Below are 17893 nucleotides of genomic sequence, written 5' to 3'. Positions count from 1 at the left end.
GGGGCTAAGCAGACTACCTGCTTAGCCCCTTTTACTACGTTGGAATTCGCGTTCGTATTAGTCGGCGAAGATGACGAACACGGCGTTCTGCTGTAGCTGAAGGTTGCTCATTCGCACCCACTAGACGACCGTCTGGGTCAAGACCAATATCTTGCAACAGGTGGGCGTTGTGCCATGGAATGTTTTGCTGTGCTCTCGCAACACGACGTTTCCAGGCTCGCTCTTCGCGTTTGATATCGGCTTTAACTAATAAAGTGGCTAGTTGAATGTAAATTGAGTGACGCATAACTTTTCTCCAGATTGTAAAACAGGCTGGATAAAGCGATCGGAAAAACAGGATTCAATAAAAGAGACTTTCCCAGTCAGACCGCTTACCCGCAGCCTGAAAGGTTACGGATTAATTAACTATCAGATGTAGGCAGTTCACTACCACGAACGTTGGTGGTATTGCCCATATCGGTGGCGACACAAATTTGCTGTGCTTTGAAAATGATTAGCATTTTGTGCCTCCCTGAGTTACTTAATCCAAAATAGAAGTGATTTGATGTGACTTGCTGTCACGGTTAAATTCTAACCCCGAAAGGATATTATTCAAGCAGTTATTTACTTTATTTATAAATAAAGCAAATACATCTGTATGCAACTGGATCGAAGCTTATTCACTGGAATAATATTTAAAGTTTCAGTTATAAAATAGAATATATGTTCATAAGAAAACGCAAATACGATAAAAAAACGCTCGCAGTTTATGCGAGCGTTTGCTTTTGGTTTTGTATCTGAATCAGGATTTATGCTCTGGTTTCAGAAATCAGATTATGCTTATTCAGCAAACGATACATTGTCGCTCGTGATACACCCAATTCTTTTGCGGCTGGCGTCACCTGACCATCATGTGATTCCAATACCAATACTAAAGCATCCCTCTCCGATCGCTCTCGTATGCTACGCAAACTTCTTTGGTTGTCAGCACGTTTTGGTAAATCGAGTTGTGACTCTTCAATAACCACTGAATCTGACATCAGTACAACGCGCTTAATCTGATTCATTAACTCACGAACATTTCCTGGCCAATGGTGCTGAGTTAATGCTCTCAGAGCCTGATCAGAGAAGCTACGCGCCTGAGCGTTGTATTCACGGGAATACACGTTCAGGTAGTGATTCGCCAGTACAGCGATATCGCCAGAGCGCTCTTTCAGACTAGGAACGTTAATTCTCAGTACATTGAGTCGGTGGTAAAGTTCTTCGTTAAAGTCATCATCGAGAAGGGCTTTTTCCATGTCGGAATGGTTTGCAACCAGAATCCTGACATCAACCTCTTTCGCCCCTTCTTTTGTTTCGACTTTTCCTTCCTGTAAGTAGAATAACAAATGCTGTTGTTGAGATAGCGGCATGTTCAAAATATCGTTGAACAGAATTGTGCCTCCATCAGCTTGCTCTAGCAGTGAGGACTCTCCCCAGTCGTCGCCTCTGCCAATGCCGAAAATATCCATTTCCATTCGCTGCTCAGATATCGCACCGCAATTCACACTGAAAAACGGACCTTTTGAACGGGCCGATGTCGTGTGGATTGCCTGAGCAACTTTTTCTTTCCCTGATCCTGATTCCCCAAATATCAAAATACTGACATCGGTAGGTCCAATTCTTCTTACCTGATCTCGCAGACGCTTTATAGGCATTGACTCCCCAATCATGCCCATATCACTAGTCTGACCATAACTCGGCCAAACTTTTTTCTCCAGTTTCAGCATTCCAAGTTGGTGGCCAATTGTATTGAGTAATTGTGCGTCTGGTATGGGCGCAGTAAAAAAATCAATACAAAAGTTTACTATGAACTGACATATGGTATCGGAACTCAGTTGAGACTCCCGAATAAATGCCAGCCAACGAACCTGCTTGTGGCTGCTGACCAAATTAGCCAATCCATTGAGACTGAACTCATCTTGGCTTAAATCAACAATCCCAATGCAAGGACCAATCTCTGAGAACAATGTTTGTGCTTCACGAAGGTCATCACATCGCTGGCAACGCCAACCTACCTGCTCTAACACTGCAAGCCAAGGTTCGTATGTGCCTCCAACAACAACAAGTGAACCCGGTACAGAATCCATTCGGAATTGAGTACCCATTAATACTTCCTTAATCAATCTATATTGTTGTTACGATCTTCATCGTGGTTTTAAGGTGCTTGACGATTTAAATATGAATTAATCTTGCGACAATAAAACGTCTCATAGTTAAGACATAGTATAGATTGTTAAACAGTCAAGCATGAACAGACTAACCAATAACTGTTGTCAATAGTGAGACACATAAAGATAAAGTGAAAAGATCGCTCGTTTTGCAGAGCAAAATCACATATTTATAAAATTTCAGCACTCAAATTAAGATCAAAAAAAGCCACCCGAAGGTGGCTTTAATTTTGAGACACAAAATTTTTACTGCTGTGGTCGCATTGCTGGGAATAGAATTACATCACGAATGGTATGCGTGTTTGTGAATAACATTGCCAATCGGTCTATACCAATTCCCTGTCCTGCTGTTGGTGGCAGACCATGCTCAAGTGCTGTGATGTAGTCTTCGTCGTAGTACATCGCTTCGTCATCACCCGCATCTTTTGCTTCAACCTGAGCTTTAAAACGAGTGTCCTGATCTTCAGCATCGTTAAGCTCAGAGAAACCATTTGCTACTTCACGGCCACCGATAAAGAACTCAAAACGGTCAGTGAAGAACGGGTTGTCGTCGCTACGGCGAGCCAATGGAGAAATATCTGCTGGGTAGCCAGTGATGAAGGTTGGCTGAATCAGCTTAGGCTCGGCTGTCTCACCGAAAATCTCTTCAAGCAGTTGACCACACGTCCAGAACTCTTCCACTTCTACGTGAACAGATTTCGCAATTGACACCATTAGGTCACGGTCTTGCAGATCCGCTTCTGTCAGTTTCTGAATTGCTTCGTGCTCTGGGTTGTAGTGTTTGATAGCTTCAAACATGCTCATACGAGCGTACTTACCACCGAATTCAACCGTTTCGTCACCGTAAGGCATAGACGTTGAACCAAGAACATCCAGCGCTACCGTACTTAGCATCTCTTCAGTCAGGTCCATTAGGTCCTTGTAGTCTGAGTACGCTTGGTAGAACTCCATCATCGTGAATTCTGGGTTGTGACGAGGAGACAAACCTTCGTTACGGAAGTTACGGTTGATTTCGAATACACGGTCAAAGCCACCCACAACCAAACGCTTAAGGTAAAGCTCTGGCGCAACACGCAGGTACATATCGATGTCTAGCGCATTGTGGTGAGTGATGAACGGGCGAGCCGTTGCACCGCCAGGAATCACGTGCATCATTGGTGTTTCAACTTCCAGGTAGCCTTTGCCACTCATGAAGTTACGGATAGAAGACACCAGCTTAGAACGGATGATGAACGCCTGACGAGAATCTTCGTTCACAATCAGGTCAACATAGCGTTGACGGTAACGCATTTCCTGATCCGTCAGGCCGTGAAACTTCTCTGGAAGTGGACGCAGTGCTTTGGTCAGCAACTCGTACTCTTCCATGTTCACGTAAAGGTCACCTTTACCAGACTTGTGAAGCGCACCTTTCACACCGATGATGTCACCGATGTCTAACCCTTGGTATTTTGCTTTCAGTTCTTTCTGAACATCTTTCGCTGCATAAGCCTGAATACGACCAGAAGTTTCCTGAATTACAAGGAAAGGACCACGCTTCGCCATGATACGACCCGCGATCGCCACTACGTGGTTCAGCTCTTCCAGTTCTTCTTTGCTCTTTTCACCGAACTCTTTCTGAAGGTCGCCAGCCAAGCTGTCACGACGGAAGTCGTTAGGGTGACCGTTAGCGTTGCAAGTCTTGCGAATTTCATCCAATTTCGCGCGACGCTCGGCAATCAGCTTATTCTCTTCTTGTGAATGGGCTTCTAGTTGCGTTTCATTTTGAACAGCATCAGTCATTTTCGATGTATCCTGTCGATTGTCGGTGAAAGCTTACAGACCTGATTTCAGGCTGGCTTCGATAAATTTGTCCAGATCGCCGTCAAGAACCGCTTGCGTATTGCGGTTTTCAACGCCGGTACGTAAATCTTTGATTCGGGAGTCATCCAGTACATAAGAACGGATTTGGCTACCCCAGCCGATGTCAGACTTGGCGTCTTCATTGGCTTGCTTCTCTGCGTTCTGCTTTTGAAGCTCAAGTTCGAATAGCTTCGCTCGAAGCTGCTTCATTGCCTGATCTTTGTTTTTGTGCTGAGAACGGTCGTTCTGACACTGCACCACAGTATTGGTTGGAAGGTGGGTAATACGTACCGCAGATTCCGTGGTGTTAACGTGCTGACCACCAGCTCCCGACGCACGGTATACGTCGATGCGAAGATCGGCAGGGTTAATGTCGATAGCAATGTTTTCGTCAATCTCTGGGTAAACAAACGCAGACGCAAATGAAGTATGACGACGACCGCCTGAATCGAATGGCGATTTACGAACCAGACGGTGAACGCCCGTTTCAGTGCGAAGCCAACCGTAAGCGTACTCACCTGAAATACGAACCGTTGCCGATTTCAGACCTGCTACTTCACCTTCAGATACTTCAATCACTTCCGCTTTGAAGCCTTTGGCTTCAGCCCAACGCAAGTACATGCGAAGCATCATGTTGGTCCAGTCTTGAGCTTCTGTGCCGCCTGAACCCGCTTGCAAGTCGATGTAGCTATCAGAGGAGTCGTGATCGCCAGCAAACATACGACGGAATTCAAGCTTCTCTAGCTTTTGTTCAAGTTCAGCCAACTCTGGCTCAATCTCGTCGAAGGTTTCCTGATCTTCTTCTTCAACCGCCAGTTCCAGAAGACCATCAACGTCTTCCACACCCTGGTCTAGCAAGTCGATGGTTTCTACCACCGCTTCCAGTGATGCACGTTCTTTACCTAAAGCTTGTGCTCGCTCTGGTTCGTTCCATACATCCGGCTGTTCAAGTTCTGCGTTTACTTCTTCTAGACGCTCTTTCTTGGCGTCATAGTCAAAGATACCCCCTCAGGACATTTGTGCGCTCAGTCACGTCCTGCAGGCGGTTTTTAATTGGATTGATTTCAAACATGTTTGCTCAACATTTTAGCGTAGAATTTAACCGAGGAATTCTACTTAAAAATGTGACAGAGATACAGGAAAAATTTGCGCAATTTGAGCTGTGAAATTGCAGATGCCCGCTGCTCTCAATCAACAGCGGGACAGGGTTGAAAGGCAATACTCGATGCGAGGTTACTTGGCTTCGATATGATCGATCATCAGCTGAAGCGACTGATTGCCACGAAACTCGTTTACATCCAGTTTGTAGGCTAAATGTACGGTTTTCACCGACGCGTCTGGCCAGCGACGTAAATCGATATTGAACGCAATGCCATCTATCATGATATTGGTCGGGTGTCCCTTATGCAGCGGTTCTAACATCAATTTGAGGTGCTTCTCACCCACCAGTTTTTGGTGCAGGACTTTGAATTCGCCATCAAAAATGGGCTCTGGGAATGCTTGACCCCACGGTCCGGCTCCACGTAAGGTTTCAGCTACGTGCATGGAAAATTCTTCGGGTAGCAACTCACCATCAGACATCACTACGCCTTTGAGTGAGGCTTCATCAAGATCTTGCCTGACCGCTTCATCGAACAGCTTGCTGAATTTTTCAAAATCGACTTCATCTATGGTCAATCCTGCCGCCATGGCGTGACCACCGAATTTAGCGATCAACCCAGGATTTTGCGTGTCGATTCTGTCCAATGTATCTCGCATATGCAGACCGGGAATAGAGCGGCAGGACCCTTTGATTGTGCCTTCTCCACCGTCGGCAAAGGCGATCACCGGGCGATGAAACTTCTCTTTAATGCGTGAAGCTAAAATACCGATGACACCCTGATGCCAGTCTCGCTGGAACAAGGCTAAGCCATAAGGTAGCTCCGCATTTTCACCAAATTGCAGACGTTCACAAAACGCCATGGCTTCTTGCTTCATGCCTTCTTCGATTTCTTTACGGGTTTGGTTGAGTCCATCCAACTCACTCGCCATGCGGCGCGCAGCGTGGATATTGTTGCTCATCAGAAGCTCAACCCCAAAAGACATGTCATCCAAACGCCCCGCCGCATTAATGCGTGGACCTAAGGCAAATCCGAAATCGGATGCCACCAGTCTACGGGCATCTCGTTTAGATACTTCAATAAGCGCCTGAATTCCTGGGCGAGCTTTACCCGCACGAATGCGTTGTAACCCTTGATGTACCAAAATTCGGTTATTCTCATCCAGAGGCACGACATCGGCGACGGTTCCAAGTGCAACTAAATCGATAAGCTCCATTAATTTGGGTTCTTGCATCCCCTGTGAGGCAAACCAGCTGAGCTTTCGCATGTGAACGCAAAGCGCCATCATCATGTAGAACGCAACACCAACACCAGCCAAAGATTTTGATGGAAACTGACAAGACTCAAGGTTGGGGTTAACAATCGCATCGGCAATGGGAAGCTCATTTCCCGGTAAGTGATGATCGGTGACGATAACCGTTAATCCCCTCTCCTTTGCGTAACGCACACCATCTATCGACGATACGCCATTGTCGACCGTCATGATGACTTCAACACCCAGTTCCAGAGCCTGATCGACCACCTCCGGGCTTAAGCCGTAGCCATCTTCAAAACGATTTGGCACCAGATAGTCCACGTTGGGGCAACCCAGCATCCGAAGCGCAAGCACTGACAACGCAGAACTGGTTGCACCATCTGCATCAAAATCCCCTACGACGATGATGCGTTTTTGTTTCTGAATCGATTCAAACAAAATCTCTACGGCTTGCTGTATTCCACCCAGTAGTTTGTATGAGTGAAGCGCTTTCGCTGCTTTCTCTAACTGGTTAATACTTTGAACACCGCGTGCGGCGTAGATGCGTTGCAATAAAGGGGGAATGGAGTCAGGTAAGGAGTGAGGCGCGTCTTGCGGACGTCTTTGAATTTCAATCATAAGAATGGCGTTTGCCTGAGGTTTCCCTCAGGCATCCGTTGGTCAATTAGTTAAGTCTTTCTAGCTGAGCAGTCAAATCTTCCGGAGACAGATAACCGCCAATCACATTACCATTACTGGTTACGATAGCTGGTGTACCACGTACACCCAACTTAGAACCAAGATCACGATGTGCAGCGATGGTGTTCTGACATTGTAACAGCTCACTGGTTTCTTGCGAGAAAGTACGCTCAAGCTTTACTTCGTCCATTGCGGCTTTCTGATCATTGGCACACCAGATTTGTGACATTTGATGCCCTACCTGACTTTGTGCACCGGCACGTGGGTAAGCAAGGTAGCGAACGGTAATACCATTCTTGTTGTAGTCTTCCATCTGACGGTGCAGTTTCAGACAGTAACCGCAATCTACGTCGGTAAATACTGTCACGACGTGCTTCTCTTCTTTGGCTTTGTATTCAATCCAGCTTGAAGAGAAATCTTTGATTTTTTCTGCGTAACGCTTGGCGATCACGTCTGTGAAGTTACCTTTGTCGTCCAGGGCATAGATTTTACCTTGAATGAAGTAGTCCCCTTTTTCTGTAGAAAGGAACAACCCTTGATTGGTTTCTACTTCGTAAAGACCCGCAATGTCACTGTCATCTACGGATGTCACCATCAGACCAAGCTTGCTGAAACGCTCTGTGATGGATTTTGTGTCTGCGTCTGCTGCGAATAGAGAAAATGAAGCCAGCGCGCCCGCTGCTACAACACCAAGTTTGCGCATGAAATGCATGTTTTCACCTTAAAAGTTAATGTACGAACTACGCCCTTGGGTGGTGCTGTTCGTGAATCTGTTTGAGTCGCTCTGTTGCGACGTGAGTATAAATTTGCGTGGTCGATAAGTCACTATGACCCAATAACATTTGCACCACTCTCAAATCTGCACCGTAATTCAACAGGTGCGTTGCAAATGCATGTCGGAGCACGTGAGGCGACAACGCATCCGTGTCGATTTCTGCCAGCGTGGCGTAAAATTTAATTCGATGCCAGAACGTCTGGCGCGTCATTTGTCTTGCCCGCTTGCTTGGGAACACCACATCCGATGACGTTTCCCCCAAAATGCTTGGACGACCATGTTCTAGGAAGGTTTCGATCCAATCAACGGCATTTTCTCCCATTGGGACCAACCGCTCTTTTCCGCCTTTACCTGTTACACGAACAACGCCCTGCCGCAGGCTAATATTTTCCATCGTCAGGCTAACCAGTTCAGTGACCCGAAGCCCGGTCGCATAAAGAAGTTCAAGCATGGCTTTGTCGCGAAGCTCTATTGGGTCATTAGGATCTGGCGTGTTGAGTAAATCTTCAACCTGCTGTTCACTCAAATCCTTGGGCAGCCGCTTGGGCAGTTTGGGGCTCACCAGCAAAGCACTTGGGTCGTCTGCTCTTATCTTTTCACGGTGAAGATACTGAAACAGACGGCGAATCGCCGAAAGCATTCTCGCTCGCGACGTCTGTTTATAGCCTTGATCCATCAGCCAGCCTTGATAGTCCTGTAACCCAGAGACGCTGATGAAATCAAGCCGGAAGTTCTCTTTCAACATCCAGCTCAGCAACTTGGATAAATCGTTACGGTATGAAGCGAGCGTATTCTCAGACAATCCACGCTCCATCCACATGGCATCAAGAAACTGCTCCATTAAGTAGGTATCTGGATGACTTGTTTCCGTCATTCTTATCTCTCTTTTTATCGGTAACACTCATGAGAGTATGTGAGGCATGAAAATAATACTATTAAAATTCACCTACAATCGTATAAACCCTGCAAATTTGAGTATGTTATGAGCATCCCCCTCCAAATACTTATGACCGAAAATCCATCTTGTCGCAGAGCCTAGCATCTGAAGGTTATTTGGGTATAGAATCTGCCATCTCTTCGACAAACAATGACAGATCATGAAAATCGGACTTTTTTACGGCTCAACAACCTGCTACACAGAAATGGCAGCGGAAAAAATTCGCGCCTTCATCGGCGAAGATTTAGTGGACATATTTAATGTAAAAGAAACACCACTATCATTGATGAACAACTATGATCTGTTATTGCTAGGGATTTCTACGTGGGATTTCGGTGAAATTCAAGAAGATTGGAGTGCGATATGGGAGCACATCGGTGGCGTGTCGCTAAACGGCAAACACGTCGCATTGTTCGGCTTAGGCGATCAAGAAGGCTATGGCGAGTGGTTTCTCGATGCGATGGGGCTTCTTCATGATGAACTGATCCCGACAGGCGTAAAATTCATTGGCTACTGGCCAAATGAAGGCTATGAATTCGAGGCATCTAAAGCCCTTACGGAAGACAAATCACAGTTTGTCGGCCTAGCTCTTGATGAGGATTCCCAGTACGAGTTCAGTGATGAGCGCATCGAAAAGTGGTGTGAGCAAATCCTGGTGGAATACCACGACTCACTGTAACTCTATACATTTATAAAAAAGGGGCTGATGATTATCAGCCCCTTTCTTGTTTTGTTTACTAAGTCGCGATTATGCCGCTTCTTCCGACAACTCTTTACGAGGTGCGCCAATGAAGAACATGCAGATGATCGCCGCCATAGTTGGCATCAGCCAAGCCATGCCCACTTCAAACAGTGGAAGCATATTGAATGCGTTGACATTGATACCCGAAACCTTCGCAGCATCCAGAAGAGCAAACACAAATGCCACCAAAACTACTACGCGGTACGCTACGCGCGGATTTGGCAAGCGATCGCGTACAAACGCCAGCGCAACCAAAGCAATGGCTACTGGGTAAAGGGCAAACAGAACTGGGACAGACAGTGAAATCAGCTGGCTCAGACCAACATTTGCCACCACTGCACACGCGACTCCAATAACCACAACCCAGGTTTTGTAGTTGATTTTGGTGATAGAGCTGAAGTAATCAGAACAAGCTGAGATCAGACCAATAGCTGTTGTCAGACACGCCAATAGAACAATCACAGACAGAACCGTCTGACCCGACGCACCGAATAGAGCCTGTACGTATAGGCTTAGGATCACACCACCGTTATCTGCACCAGCAGCCACAGTACCACTTGTAGAACCCAAGTAGAAAAGAGACACATAAACAAATGCCAGACCCGCTGCTGCGATCACCGCTGCGCTGATCAGGTATTTAGTCGTCGGTTTGGACTCGGTAATGCCTTTGCTACGCAGTGCATCCACAATCAGAATACCGAACATCAGCGCACCGAAGGTATCCATGGTGTTATAACCTTCAAGGAAACCTTTGATCAATGGCTGAGTCACATACTCGCCCTGCGCTTCTGTTGGAACGCCTTGTGGGTTTAAAAATACAGACACAGCTAATGTAATCAAACCGATGAACAGCACTGGCGTTAGCACTTTACCAATGGTGTCGATCAACTTGCCCTGAGACCAGGCAAAAAACATCGCAATGGTAAAGAATGCAATGGAGAATATAGTCAGATGCATTTGCTCTGCGTTAGCAATGAACGGCTTCACTGCCATCTCGTACGCAACCAAACCTGTACGTGGGGCAGCAAATGCAGGACCAATAATAATGAAGATCAGTACGACAATAAGTGTCGCTACCTGTTTAGGAAGGTGCTTAGAAAGATGTTCCCAAGATCCACCCGCTACTGCAATAGCAATAATGGTGATCAAAGGCAGACCTACCGCAGTAAACAGAAAACCGGACATGGCAGGAAACAAATTTTCACCTGCTAATTGACCCGCAAGAGGAGGGAAAATAATATTGCCCGCTCCTAAAAAGAATGCAAAGAGCATAAAGCCCAGAGCAACGACATCAGTTGTTTTTAGTTTTTGATTCACTTAAAACCCTTATAAAAATCTTGTGTTTGCAAATATTCTGAAATTTTATTCTAGAATTAAGGGGCGAATAATGAACAAAAGCGATAACAGAAACAAGAGAATGACAAAAAACACAATAAAAATTCAATCAGAACACCATTTAGCAGATAGAATCACTGGCTATATGTGATATTTCAGCTCATATAACTAATCAAAATCTTTATCTTTAAAATAACAAGAATTTAATATATTTAACCACTCGACCAAACCAGCATATGAAGAACAGAACCAAAGACTTTCAATTCAAACAGTTTAAGATTCGCGGTGGTCGTAGTGGAATGCCAGTCAGTACCGATGGCGTATTACTGGGTGCCTGGGCTTCAATCCCACCTGCCGGTCAACTGCTGGATATTGGTACTGGGACTGGTTTACTGTCTTTAATGTGCGCTCAGAGATCCGATGACAACCTCGTGATTACCGCAGTTGAGCTAGAGCAAGATGCCTTTGAAACTGCAAGCTTAAATTTTGCAGACAGCCCCTGGAGCCAAAAGATACGTCCTGTTTGTGGCGATATATTAAACCTGTCATTCGATACCCAATTCGACGCCATTATCTGTAATCCGCCTTACTTCAACAGCGGAGAACAAGCATCAGACACCCGTCGTGCCGACGCCCGCCACACCAATACGCTAACTCACAGCGCTTTAATGAAAACCTGCTGGGCACACCTTACTGATACAGGCATAGCAAGCTTTGTGCTGCCTGTGGTTGAAGGGGAACAATGCATCGAGATCGCACAGGCGCAAGGCTGGCACTTATCTCAGTGTTGTCGTGTTCAGACAACCGTTCGAAAACCAGTAACCCGACTGCTTTTTACCCTGACCAAACAGCCGTGTGAAACGCAAGAGTCCTCTTTAGTGATCAACCAGGGTAATGGCTACAGTTCAGAATTCATTGCTCTTACCCAAGGCTTTTACTTAAAGATGTAAAGATCCTGCTGGAAAATGCGTTTTATCTGATGGGTTATGGGTGTATACCCAAGTGACCTCAAGATGCAGGATTCAGAGCCTCATATTCTGTTTCAGTTCAAGCCTCTCTACTTAAAAATCAGGAACGCAGCGGAATGACCCGTCCTTTCCAAGTTCTTTGACGATGAAATGGGACAGAATATGGGCTCCCAAGGGCGAGTTTAGCTGGCTTTCATACTGCGTTACCGATTTTTGATTTAGAGCCACTAGATCTTCAAATCGATGCCTTGTCTGAAAGCCTGTTAAATCTCGCTGAACCTAGCATCTTGAGGTTACTTGGGTATATAATTCGCGCCCAATTAATCATTCACACGCTTGTGGAGACCCACTGTGATCAGAACTTTTGCTGAACTCGAACTCGATCCAAATCTGTTGGAAGCCATTGAAGAGATGGGATACGAACGCCCAACTCAAATTCAGGCTGAAGCAATTCCGCAAGCACTGGATGGTCGCGATATCCTCGCGTCAGCCCCTACCGGAACTGGTAAAACCGCCGCTTTCGTCATTCCTGCACTGCAATATTTGCAAGATTTTCCGCGTCGTAAAGCGGGACCTGCACGTATTCTGATCCTGACACCAACTCGTGAGCTGGCGATGCAGGTTGCGGATCAAGCCAGAGCTCTGGCGAAGTACACAAACTTGAAGATCTTCACCATTACTGGCGGGGTTCAGTATCAGGAGCACGCGGATATTCTATCCACCACACAAGATATCGTGGTCGCGACACCGGGTCGTTTGATGGAATACATTGAAGCGGAGCGTTTTGACTGCCGCGCTATTGAATGGCTGGTACTGGATGAAGCGGATCGCATGCTGGATATGGGTTTTGGCCCGACAGTTGACCGCTTATCAGCAGAGTGTCGCTGGCGTAAACAGTCTATGTTGTTCTCGGCAACGCTTGAAGGTCGTGGTGTGGAAGGCTTCACAGCGGATCTTTTGAAAAATCCAGCCGAGCTGGATGCAGAACCTTCTCGCCGCGAACGCAAAAAAATCACTCAGTGGTATCACCGCGCCGACTCCATGGAGCACAAATATCAGCTTCTTAAGCACGTGGTAACCGAACAGGCGGAACGTTCCATTGTATTCTTAAAAACACGCGATCGCCTGGCGGACTTGCGTTCTAAATTAGAGAGTGACCAAATTACCTGTGCGTGGATTCAGGGTGAGATGCCGCAAGATCGACGTAACAACGCCATTCGCCGTTTCCGCGATGGTGAAGTGAACGTTCTGCTGGCAACCGATGTGGCCGCGCGTGGTATCGATTTGCCAGACGTATCTCATGTCATCAACTTCGACATGCCTCGTACAGCGGATGTTTACCTGCACCGAATTGGTCGAACCGCTCGTGCTGGTAAAAAAGGAAATGCGTTGTCTATCGTTGAGGCGCACGACCAGCCGATGCTGGATCGCGTCGCTCGTTACACCAAAGAAGACATCAAAGAGCGCTTTATTGAAGGCATGAGACCGCAGCACAAAAAGCCAGTATTCAAGAAAAAGAACAAGAAGAAAGAAGCGAAGAAAGCCGACAAGAAAAAAGGCGCTAAGAAAAAGAAGAAGTAATCTTTTCTTCAATATTAAATATAAAGAAGTATAAAAGGCAGCGATTTCGCTGCCTTTTTGTATTCATCTTCAGACCTAGTCACCAAGAGGCTGCCTGTCTCCACCACCACGGTGTGAATCAAGCGCCACTTTCAGTCGGCGTAACCGATCACGAGATCGTCTTTTATGGCTGACGGCCAGTTCCATTGAAATCACATCCACCAGCGCCAGCATCGCGTATCGTGACGCTGAAGGTTTATAGATAAAATCCGTTTCCTGAATGACAATGGGCAATGTCAAATCACATACTTCTGAAAGCGGGCTGCCCTGACTGGTAATGGCGATCACCTTCAGGCCATACTGCTTTGCTGTTTCTGCCACTTCAAGAATCGTTGGTGTATATCCGGTAACCGACATCACCACCAGCACATCATTGCTGTCTGCGGTTGCCGCGACCATGCGTGAAAGCAAGCCGTCATTGTAAGCGGCAACCGGATAGCCTAAGCGGAATAAGCGATGCTGAAATTCCTGCGATATCATAGTGGACCCACCACCCATTCCAACCGCCAGAGTCTGGCGAGCATTGTGGATCCATTCCGCAGCCTGTTTCACGTCTGCTTCATCAATGACTTTTCGGTTGAGATCCATAGAATGCTTGATGGATTCGTAAATCCCCTGCATCCCAGTTTGATCTATCGGTTCATCAATGAAACGCTGCCCCACCGCCAGCGACTGCGCCAGTTTTATCTTGAGATCACGAACATTGATGCACCCGACGGCTTTTGCAAAACGGGTGATGGTCGCCTCACTGACACTCGCCTGTTGCGCCATCTCGGTAATACTGGCGTTAGCAGCAGATGCCAGATCATCAGCAATGAAATTCGCCACTTTTTTTTCTGCTTCGCGAAGACTGGTATATCGCTCACTGATTTTGGAAAGAATATCGATATCGACAGACACGGATTGCTCTCAGTATGAAGTTTTCATTTGGTTAGATACTTTCTAACATAATTACCACACTATCTATACCCCTAACCTCTCAAGTCGGTAGATTGCGATACAAAATACGCTTATCCCCAAGGCTTAGTATCCGTTCAAGGCAACGACTAACCCCATTACACACTATCAATTTTATCTTTATTAATTAAACAATTAGATTAAATAACTCAAAGAACGATACCTACTTCATCTGGTCTCTAATCGTGATCCATTTCAAATAACAACACAAAATGTGTGTGTTGTTACTTTTTTGCAACAAGAGGAAAAAACGAGCAAATTAAGACCACAAAACAATCAATTAGATCGTGATAGTTTTTGTTTTACCAAAACAATGTAGACTGACAATATTTTATTTTTCAATCAGTTACAAAACAACCACATTCAATGTTAGAAACTAACATATTTGTGATCGTTTTATCAGTTATAAACAATCATAGTGACTAAATTATCTTCCAAGCAAAGCACAACTCTATCAATAAAATCATTGCTGACTGGAAGGAGCCGCCGTCGCCATGTCGTTTTCTGTCGTACCTCATATAAAACAAACTCTCAATCGAGTTAACCAGTTCATCGTCGGGATCTTAATGATTATGCTGATTCTGGACGTGTGGATCGGTGTTCTTGATCGCTATGTATTTCAGTGGCAACTGGTGTGGGTTGAAGAACTCGCCCGCTACATCATGATCTGGGCGATCTTAATGGCCGTTCCCTGCTGCACCGCTGGACGAGAGCATATGGGGCTGGAGTTTGTTGTTCGACGATTTCCCCAGCCTATACAGACTCTGATAAAGCGAACACTCGGCTTACTCACCTGCCTGTTCTTTTTCTATATTGCCTACCTTGGGTACTTCTTCGCCATGAAAGGTGCAAATCAGCTTTCAACGGTTTTCGCTCTGCCTATGTCCTATGCCTATGCAGCCGTTCCGGTGACTTTTGCGCTTTCGGGTTTTCAGGCTTTATTGGTCTGGATTGAAGATTGTGCCGGGCTCACTCCCCCAGCCAATAAAATAGCTTCACAGGAGGAGACGCCATGCTAGTCGGTGGTCTATTCCTGATATTGATGCTGCTAGGTGCTCCTATTGCCATAGCGCTCGGTGTTGCTGGGCTAACAGGTATGTTCGAAATGGGGGGAGCACACTTTGCGTCTCTGGCTCCGAGTAAAGTCTTCAACGGCTTAAACATTTTCCCATTCCTTGCGATGCCATTTTTCATTCTCGCGGGTGAAATCATGAACCATACGGGCATCACTAATCGCTTGGTTTATCTGGCGGAAGCGTTGGTGGGGCATTTTCGTGGAGGCTTAGCGCACTCCAATATGGTGGCATCCGTTTTCTTTTCAGGGATTACAGGCAGCGCGACTGCTGACGCCGCAGCATTTGGAAGAACGCTGGTTCCTGCCATGGAAAAACAAGGCTACAGCCGTTCGTACGCCTGCGCTGTAACTGCGGCAGGTTCCATCATTGGTCCCACTATTCCACCTTCCGGGTTGATGGTGGTCTACGGGTCCTTAATGGGGGTATCCATTGGTGGTCTGTTTGCAACGGGTATATTGCCCGGGTTACTGGTGTGTTTTGTCTGTATGGCGATCATCGCTGCCATGGGCAAGCGTAAAAACCTGCCAAAGATGAGCGAGAAGTCTTCACTGACCGAAGTGTTAAAGCATTTCCGACATTCTGCACTGGCTCTGTTGATGCCCCTTATTATTTTGGGCGGCATTGTGTTTGGTATCGTAACCCCAACGGAAGCCGCATCCATTGCGGTAGCATACGCTCTAATCATCGGGTTTCTTATCTATCGCAACCTCACCTTTCCGGCACTGTTTCAAATGGTGGTGCGCACGGCTCAGATTTCCGCGGTAATTTATCTGATCATCGGGTCTGCATCGATTCTGGGTTGGTGGCTCAGCTTCAACCAGATTCCACAAATGATCGCCGATATCTTTATCTCGCTATCCGATAATCCAAATGTAATTCTGTTTTTGATCATCAGTTTGCTTCTGGTGGTCGGCATGCTCATGGACATCAATGTCATGTTGATCATTCTTGCCCCCATCCTTGTACCACTGACGGCAGAAATCGGTATGCACCCTCTGCATGCAGGCATTGTGTTTGTGCTGGCACTCAATATTTCTCTGATGACACCACCAATAGGCGCTTGTCTGTTCGTCTTGTCTTCGGTCACGGGCGCTCGGATAGAAGGCATATCCAAGGAGCTGATGCCCTTTTTATTCGGACAGCTGCTTTTGCTGTTCACTATCGCGTACTTCCCCGACTTAGTCCTGTTCATACCAAGACTGCTTGGGTACTAACCAAAACATTAAAGGAGTAATGATGAAGCATTTAACCAAATCGCTGCTGGCGGTAACCCTTGCCACCTCCCTACTGGCTGCCCCCTATTCTATGGCTGCAAAAGTACTTCGCATTGGTCATGACAACAAAGCCGACATGATGGAAAATCCGGCGCATGCCTTTACTGGTGTGTTTAAAAACATTGTTGAGACCGCTTCTAATGGCGAAATTAAAGTGCAGGTCTTTCCGAGTAACCAGCTTGGCAGTGCCAAAGAGCATATTCAGATGGTTAAAGATGGTCAGCTACAGGGCACTTTATCTTCCGTTGGGGCATTGGCCGGTTATTACCCTCGCATTGGTATCTTAGACGTACCTTTTGCGTTCAATAACAATGCTGCGACTTACGATGTACTGGACGGGGCATTTGGTAAGGCATTAGCCAGTGATATTGAATCTGAAATGAAAGACGTCCGCGTACTGGGTTTCCCTGATACAGGTGGCTTCTTCTCGGTGACTAACTCAAAACGTGCGCTGGAATCTCTGGACGATTTCAAAGGGCTGCGCATTCGTACCATGACGTTGCCAACACACCAGAAGATCATTCAGTCTCTGGGGGCTCAAGCTTACCCGCTGGCTTGGGGCGAAGTATATTCTTCCTTGCAAACAGGCGTAATTGACGGGCAAATGAACCCAATTCCTACCGTTTCATTTGCCAAGTTCAACGAAGTGCAGAAGTACCTGACTCTGACCAACCACCTGTTTGCCCCGTATACCTTTATGATCAACCGTGATTTCTTTGATGGCTTGTCTGCCAACGAGCAAAAAATTGTCCGTGATGCGGTGCAAATTGCTCTGAGTGCCAACCGTGGTTTATCTCGCCTGATTGAAGCCTCTGAAGACCGTGGATTGGAAGGGTTGAAGAAGAAAATGAAAGTGAACTCATTGACCGATGCACAACGCCAACAAATGCGCGACGTAACTCAGCCAACGATCAAAGCTTACATCAAAGAAACACACGGTAAAAAAGGAGAAGAACTGCTGAACCTGTTCTTAAGCGAAGTCGATAAAGCAAATCAGTCTTCCTATCTTCAGTAAAGCCATACCTTCTTTCACTATAGGGCTGCGATAATGCAGCCCTATATGCATTCAATTTAATATTGATCGCATTTCTGATCCCCGCTTCCAATAAAAGGCTGTCAAGTTGACCTTACCTCCTCAGAATACTTTC

Annotated in this window: 15 protein-coding genes; 6 read left to right on the top strand and 9 right to left on the bottom strand. The window is 46.3% G+C overall.

The features are described from left to right. Nucleotides 1-34 precede the first annotated feature (34 nt). The 7 genes from INR79_RS03145 to xerD all read right to left on the bottom strand — a co-directional run bounded on the left by INR79_RS03145 (nucleotide 35) and on the right by xerD (nucleotide 8710). Entirely contained in the window at nucleotides 35-286 is a 252-nt protein-coding gene (locus tag INR79_RS03145) for a hypothetical protein (RefSeq protein ID WP_004397899.1), read from the bottom strand. A gap of 502 nt (nucleotides 287-788) precedes the next feature. Then, nucleotides 789-2126 (bottom strand): cyclic-di-GMP-binding transcriptional regulator VpsR, encoded by a 1338-nt coding sequence (gene vpsR, locus INR79_RS03140; RefSeq protein WP_004397895.1) that lies wholly within the window; start codon nucleotides 2124-2126, stop codon nucleotides 789-791. 309 nt (nucleotides 2127-2435) lie between these two features. Continuing rightward, complete coding sequence (gene lysS, locus INR79_RS03135; RefSeq protein WP_223095982.1) at nucleotides 2436-3968, bottom strand: lysine--tRNA ligase; 1533 nt, start codon at nucleotides 3966-3968, stop codon at nucleotides 2436-2438. A gap of 33 nt (nucleotides 3969-4001) precedes the next feature. Further along, a protein-coding gene (prfB, locus tag INR79_RS03130; protein WP_139063201.1) for a peptide chain release factor 2 occupies nucleotides 4002-5100 on the bottom strand; the annotation gives its coding sequence in 2 pieces (ribosomal slippage) (nucleotides 4002-5024 and nucleotides 5026-5100; 1098 coding nt in all). A 161-nt stretch (nucleotides 5101-5261) separates the two neighbouring features. Then, nucleotides 5262-7001 (bottom strand): single-stranded-DNA-specific exonuclease RecJ, encoded by a 1740-nt coding sequence (recJ, locus tag INR79_RS03125; protein WP_223095981.1) that lies wholly within the window; start codon nucleotides 6999-7001, stop codon nucleotides 5262-5264. Nucleotides 7002-7047: 46 nt separating this feature from the next. Beyond that, on the bottom strand, nucleotides 7048-7773 hold the full coding sequence (gene dsbC / locus INR79_RS03120; RefSeq protein WP_022549681.1) for a bifunctional protein-disulfide isomerase/oxidoreductase DsbC: 726 nt from the start codon (nucleotides 7771-7773) through the stop codon (nucleotides 7048-7050). Nucleotides 7774-7801: 28 nt separating this feature from the next. Beyond that, nucleotides 7802-8710: a site-specific tyrosine recombinase XerD gene (gene xerD / locus INR79_RS03115; protein ID WP_022549680.1), complete on the bottom strand. Its 909-nt coding sequence runs from the start codon at nucleotides 8708-8710 to the stop codon at nucleotides 7802-7804. 223 nt (nucleotides 8711-8933) lie between these two features. Here xerD and fldB point away from each other — a divergent pair, with 223 nt between their 5' ends. Next, on the top strand, nucleotides 8934-9452 hold the full coding sequence (fldB, locus tag INR79_RS03110; protein WP_022589833.1) for a flavodoxin FldB: 519 nt from the start codon (nucleotides 8934-8936) through the stop codon (nucleotides 9450-9452). A 69-nt stretch (nucleotides 9453-9521) separates the two neighbouring features. Here the strand turns inward: fldB and brnQ are convergent, their stop codons facing one another. Continuing rightward, the gene (gene brnQ / locus INR79_RS03105) at nucleotides 9522-10832 is read right to left on the bottom strand and encodes a branched-chain amino acid transport system II carrier protein (RefSeq protein ID WP_022549678.1); all 1311 of its coding nucleotides are present in this window, start codon (nucleotides 10830-10832) and stop codon (nucleotides 9522-9524) included. Between the two features lie 254 nt (nucleotides 10833-11086). Here brnQ and INR79_RS03100 point away from each other — a divergent pair, with 254 nt between their 5' ends. Continuing rightward, nucleotides 11087-11800, top strand: a complete 714-nt coding sequence (locus INR79_RS03100) for a tRNA1(Val) (adenine(37)-N6)-methyltransferase (RefSeq protein WP_223095980.1) — start codon at nucleotides 11087-11089, stop codon at nucleotides 11798-11800. A gap of 369 nt (nucleotides 11801-12169) precedes the next feature. Then, nucleotides 12170-13399, top strand: coding sequence for an ATP-dependent RNA helicase SrmB (gene srmB / locus INR79_RS03095; protein WP_223095979.1), 1230 nt, complete (start codon nucleotides 12170-12172; stop codon nucleotides 13397-13399). Between the two features lie 75 nt (nucleotides 13400-13474). Here the strand turns inward: srmB and INR79_RS03090 are convergent, their stop codons facing one another. Further along, complete coding sequence (locus tag INR79_RS03090) at nucleotides 13475-14338, bottom strand: MurR/RpiR family transcriptional regulator (RefSeq protein ID WP_022549675.1); 864 nt, start codon at nucleotides 14336-14338, stop codon at nucleotides 13475-13477. Nucleotides 14339-14889: 551 nt separating this feature from the next. Here INR79_RS03090 and INR79_RS03085 point away from each other — a divergent pair. From INR79_RS03085 to INR79_RS03075, 3 genes are read left to right on the top strand one after another with little or no spacing between them, the layout of a single operon-like run. Then, nucleotides 14890-15414, top strand: a complete 525-nt coding sequence (locus tag INR79_RS03085; protein WP_022593924.1) for a TRAP transporter small permease — start codon at nucleotides 14890-14892, stop codon at nucleotides 15412-15414. Then, complete coding sequence (locus INR79_RS03080; protein ID WP_022549673.1) at nucleotides 15408-16685, top strand: TRAP transporter large permease; 1278 nt, start codon at nucleotides 15408-15410, stop codon at nucleotides 16683-16685. Before INR79_RS03085 ends, INR79_RS03080 begins: the two co-directional genes overlap by 7 nt. Nucleotides 16686-16704: 19 nt before the next feature. Then, the gene (locus tag INR79_RS03075; protein WP_262415377.1) at nucleotides 16705-17760 is read left to right on the top strand and encodes a DctP family TRAP transporter solute-binding subunit; all 1056 of its coding nucleotides are present in this window, start codon (nucleotides 16705-16707) and stop codon (nucleotides 17758-17760) included. Nucleotides 17761-17893 lie beyond the last annotated feature (133 nt).

This window comes from Vibrio sp. SCSIO 43132 (assembly GCF_019904195.1).
In the GTDB taxonomy this organism is placed as follows: domain Bacteria; phylum Pseudomonadota; class Gammaproteobacteria; order Enterobacterales; family Vibrionaceae; genus Vibrio; species Vibrio nigripulchritudo.
This window is presented reverse-complemented; position numbering and strand designations above follow the sequence as displayed.

Coding starts and splice junctions, on each gene's coding strand:
- INR79_RS03145 (WP_004397899.1), bottom strand. CDS start 286: ATGCGTCACTCAATTTACATTCAACTAGCCACTTTATTAGTTAAAGCC.
- vpsR (WP_004397895.1), bottom strand. CDS start 2,126: ATGGGTACTCAATTCCGAATGGATTCTGTACCGGGTTCACTTGTTGTT.
- lysS (WP_223095982.1), bottom strand. CDS start 3,968: ATGACTGATGCTGTTCAAAATGAAACGCAACTAGAAGCCCATTCACAA.
- recJ (WP_223095981.1), bottom strand. CDS start 7,001: ATGATTGAAATTCAAAGACGTCCGCAAGACGCGCCTCACTCCTTACCT.
- dsbC (WP_022549681.1), bottom strand. CDS start 7,773: ATGCATTTCATGCGCAAACTTGGTGTTGTAGCAGCGGGCGCGCTGGCT.
- xerD (WP_022549680.1), bottom strand. CDS start 8,710: ATGACGGAAACAAGTCATCCAGATACCTACTTAATGGAGCAGTTTCTT.
- fldB (WP_022589833.1), top strand. CDS start 8,934: ATGAAAATCGGACTTTTTTACGGCTCAACAACCTGCTACACAGAAATG.
- INR79_RS03100 (WP_223095980.1), top strand. CDS start 11,087: ATGAAGAACAGAACCAAAGACTTTCAATTCAAACAGTTTAAGATTCGC.
- INR79_RS03085 (WP_022593924.1), top strand. CDS start 14,890: ATGTCGTTTTCTGTCGTACCTCATATAAAACAAACTCTCAATCGAGTT.
- INR79_RS03080 (WP_022549673.1), top strand. CDS start 15,408: ATGCTAGTCGGTGGTCTATTCCTGATATTGATGCTGCTAGGTGCTCCT.
- INR79_RS03075 (WP_262415377.1), top strand. CDS start 16,705: ATGATGAAGCATTTAACCAAATCGCTGCTGGCGGTAACCCTTGCCACC.